Origin of the sequence: Secundilactobacillus similis DSM 23365 = JCM 2765 (assembly GCF_001311075.1) — a bacterium.
Lineage (GTDB): Bacteria > Bacillota > Bacilli > Lactobacillales > Lactobacillaceae > Secundilactobacillus > Secundilactobacillus similis.
In genome coordinates, this window is sequence record NZ_BBAD01000142.1 from 1 (window position 1) to 4,208 (window position 4,208).

A 4,208-nucleotide genomic window follows, 5' to 3' on the forward strand; every position below is an offset into this window, starting at 1 on the left:
AACTAGTTTTTTATATTGATTAGCCATGACATAACTCCATTATTTATAACTGATTATGTGCTTGATTTACTTTTAAAAACTCGGCTACTTTTTTGGATAAAGACTTGATATTATCATTAGATAAATTAGCATAATCTAAATTTTCTTGACTAATAATTTGTTTACCTAATCGTTGTTCAATCTTATTTTTTTCGTCCTTGATTTTTTGGTTAAGGGCTTTTAATTTAGCTTCTTGTTTTTCTAAGTTACTTTGCGACATGATTATCCCTCCGATCATATTTGAAAATAATCATGGATACTATATCATAAGAAAAACGTTAAGTCAAAGTATAAGAGTTGAAATAGCGAAGCGGAAGGCATACACTAAAAGTAAATTCAGGAGAATCAGCAGACCGAGTGAAACGAGGTCAATGCGCACTTACACACAACAACTAAAGTTGGTTGTGTTATTGTGCTAAACCCTTGTATCAGAAGTCGCCGTTGGCGACAACAAAAGTAAACCCATAAACCCAAAGAAAGGTGGTGACAGACATGGCAATTTTTCACATGAGTTTTCAAAATATTAGTGCTGGTAAAGGACGTAGTGCCATTGCTGGAGCTGCTTATCGAAGTGGTGAAAAGTTATTCGATCAAAAAGAAGGTCGAAGCTATTTTTATGCTCGGTCAGTCACGCTAGAAAGCTTTATTTTGACACCAAAGAATGCGCCAGAATGGGCGAGTGATAGAGAGAAATTATGGAATGAAGTCGAAAGAAAAGATCGGCGAGCAAATTCACGATATGCAAAAGAGTTTAACGTGGCTTTACCAGTTGAATTAAGTAAAGATGAACAGAAAGAATTATTGACAAAATATGTACAAGAAAATTTTGTTGATGAGGGTATGGTTGCCGACGTAGCAATTCATAGAGATCACCCAGATAATCCGCACGCTCATGTTATGCTAACTAATCGTCCATTTAATCCAGACGGAACATGGGGATTGAAAAGTAAAAGGGAAAATATATTAGATGAAAATGGGAACAAGACTTATACAGGAAATAGTCGTTTTCCAAGATCAAGAAAGGTGTGGCTAGTTGATTGGGATAAAAAAGAAAAAATTACTGAATGGCGGCACAATTGGGCGGCTAGTGTCAATCAAGTTTTAGAGCAAAAAAATATTCCGGATCGGATCAGTGAAAAATCATTTATCGAGCAGGGAATAGATGATACCCCAATGCAACATGAGGGAATCAATAGCAAGCGGCATGAAAGAAAAGAATTTAACCAACAAGTAAAGAACTATCGCAAGGCCAAAGCCAGTTATAAAAACAACCAAGAAAAAGTAATCAATAGAGGTCATTTAGATAGTCTAAGCAAACATTTCTCGTTTAATGAAAAACGGGTGGTCAATGAGTTAAGTCATGAACTGAAAACTTATATCAGTTTAGAGAGCTTAGATGATAAATGGCGCATGCTATTTAATTGGAAAAACAGCACCTTAATTAAACATGCAGTTGGTGAAGATGTGACTAAACAATTATTGACAATTAACCAACAAGAAAGCTCATTAAAAAAGGCAGATGAACTCTTAAACAAAGTGGTCGATCGTACCACGAAAAAACTTTATCCAGAGCTTAATTTTGAACAGACTACGCAAGCTGAAAGACGAGAATTAATTAAGGAAACCGATAGCGAACAAACAGTTTTCAAGGGTAGTGAATTAAACGAACGTTTAATGAACATTCGTGATGATTTGTTGACCCAACAATTATTGACCTTTACCAAACGGCCATACGTTGGCTGGAAGTTATTAATGCAACAAGAAAAGGAAGTCAAAATCGAACTGAAATATACGCTGATGATTCATGACGATAACTTAGAAAGTCTAGAACACGTCGATCAAGGGTTACTAGAGAAATATTCACCAACCGAACAGCAAAAGATTACTCGCGCAGTCAAAGATCTACGGGCAATCATGGCCGTTAAGCAAGTCATTAAAACGCAATACCATGAAGTATTGAAAAGGGCCTTTCCCAAAGGTGATTTAGATGGATTGCCATTGATTAAACAGGAACTAGCCTATACAGCCGTGATGTACTATGATCCTGTTTTAAAGCCATGTCAGGCCGAAACGATTGAACAGTGGCAAACAAATCCACCACAGGTGTTCAGTCCCCAAGAACATCAACAAGGACTAACTTATTTATCGGGACAGCTTAGCTTAGATCAGTTAGAAAATCATCACTTACAACGGGTTTTAAAGCATGATGGTACTAAACAACTCTTTTTTGGCGAATGCAAAGCCGATCCGATGGTTAAAAACAGTCAGATTGAGAAAATCCAAAAGCAGTTAAAAGAGCAACAAGCTAAGGACGATCAATATCGAAAATCCCAGCTGGCACATTATCAACCATTGAACTACAAGCCAGTTAGTCCAGAATATTACCTAAAGACGGCCTTTAGTGACGCAATCATGGCCGCTCTATATGCCCGTGATGAAGATTACCAACGGCAAAGACAGGCGCAAGGTTTAAAAGAGGCCGAGTGGGAAATGACGAAAAAGCAACGGCAACACCAAACTCGAAATCGGCATGAAGATGGGGGCATGCACTTGTAATCGGAATAAAAAATGCACCGTTAAACCTGGTTAAAAGCGGCTGAACAAGGCAAAACAGAATTAGAACAAAAGCTGAATCATAAGGAGTGAACGAACATGACCACTGTTATCTTAGCTGAAAAGCCTAGTCAAGCCCGTTCATACGTCCAAGATTTTCAAAAGAGCATAAAAAGCAGGGTTACTATACGGTTAGTGACCCTATTTTGTCCGAAAAATACAAAGTTGAAGTGTCAGCTAGTAAACAAGCATAATTCAGGATCGTTAAAGACCTGTTAACCAAAGCCGATACCATTATTGTTACCACCGATAGTGGTCGAGAAGGGTCAAATATCGCGTGGTCGATCATGAACCAAGCGCATATTGATGTTAAGTCGAAAATGATTAAGCGCCTTTGGTTGAATAGCCTAGAAAAAGACGCGATTATTACCGGCTTTAAAAATCTTGGTGATTGGCACAAAGACTATTTGGCTTATAAAGAAGCCCAAACCCGTCAAATTAGTGACTGGTTAATTGGTATGAATGGCAGTCCTTTATATACTTTGTTATTGAGACAAAACGGGGTACGCGGGGTGTATTCGATTGGTCGAGTACAGACGCCAACCTTATATATGGTCTATCAAAGAGACCAGGCAATCAAAAACTTTAAGCCGGAACCCTATTTTGAACTAAATGCGGAAATTTTAGCCAATCAGCAAAAATTCGTCGCAAAATTAGACCCCTATCAGCGGTTTAAAGATGAAACAGGGCTAATGACATTCATGCAAGCTAAACACGTTCAGAAAGGCTCACAGGGCGGTTTAATCAAGGACGTGCAAAAGCAGGCTAAAAAGAGTGCCAGTCCCCAACTATTCTCGCTATCCAGTCTGCAAAGTGCGATGAATAAACGGTATCATGCCAGTGCCAGCCAAACCTTAGCGGCTATTCAAAGTTTATATGAAGCCAAGTTGTTGAGTTATCCCCGAACGGATTGTGCTTATATCACTAATGAAGAATTTGAGTATTTAGTGGCTAATCTGACGAAGTATCTGGGGTTAGTCTCTAAGCGAGTCGCTTTAACCAACACCACCCCGAATAAGCGCTATGTTAATGGAAAAAAGGTTGAAGAACACTACGCCATTATTATGACTAAAGTCGTGCCGACTAAAGATCAATTAGCTGCCTTGCCTAAATTGCAGCAACAGGTCTATGATTTGGTTTTAAGAACGACGTTAGCGATGTTTGCTGATCCGTATGAGTACGAGGAAACCACCATTATCACCCAAGTTGGTGACGCCAATTTTAAAGCAACCGGTAAGGTCCCAACTAAGCAGGGTTGGCAAGCTTTATTTGATGAAAACAAAGCCGACCAGCAAAAGGCAGCCACCCTACCGATCGTTCACCAAGGCGACCAAGTTCAAGCAAATCTGCAAACACCGCAAAAAGAAACGCCCCCACCAGTACCGTTTACCGAAGGGACATTAATCACAGCCATGAAGACGGCCGGTAAAACACTTGATGATGAAGCAGCCCAAGCAATTCTCAAAGACGTGCAAGGAATTGGGACAAGTGCGACCCGGGCTAATGTGCTAGAAGTGTTAAAGAAACGTGGCTATTTAGTTACTGAAAAGAACAAT

General features: G+C 39.3%; 2 protein-coding genes and 1 pseudogene. 2 read left to right on the top strand and 1 reads right to left on the bottom strand.

Annotated elements, in window-relative coordinates; genetic code table 11:
* Nucleotides 1-43: 43 nt before the first annotated feature.
* On the bottom strand, nt 44-277 hold the full coding sequence (locus tag JCM2765_RS16135; RefSeq protein ID WP_082405188.1) for a hypothetical protein: 234 nt from the start codon (nt 275-277) through the stop codon (nt 44-46).
* Between the two features lie 254 nt (nt 278-531).
* Here JCM2765_RS16135 and mobQ point away from each other — a divergent pair, with 254 nt between their 5' ends.
* Together mobQ and JCM2765_RS16145 are read left to right on the top strand one after the other, a co-directional pair.
* Nucleotides 532-2,595, top strand: a complete 2,064-nt coding sequence (gene mobQ / locus JCM2765_RS16140; RefSeq protein WP_054737559.1) for a MobQ family relaxase — start codon at nt 532-534, stop codon at nt 2,593-2,595.
* A gap of 96 nt (nt 2,596-2,691) precedes the next feature.
* Nucleotides 2,692-4,208, top strand: a pseudogene (locus JCM2765_RS16145) (DNA topoisomerase); the annotation flags it as partial.

What these genes read in the sequence shown, in the direction of transcription:
- JCM2765_RS16135 (WP_082405188.1), bottom strand. Translation starts at nt 277, where the DNA reads ATGATCGGAGGGATAATCATGTCGCAAAGTAACTTAGAAAAACAAGAA.
- mobQ (WP_054737559.1), top strand. Translation starts at nt 532, where the DNA reads ATGGCAATTTTTCACATGAGTTTTCAAAATATTAGTGCTGGTAAAGGA.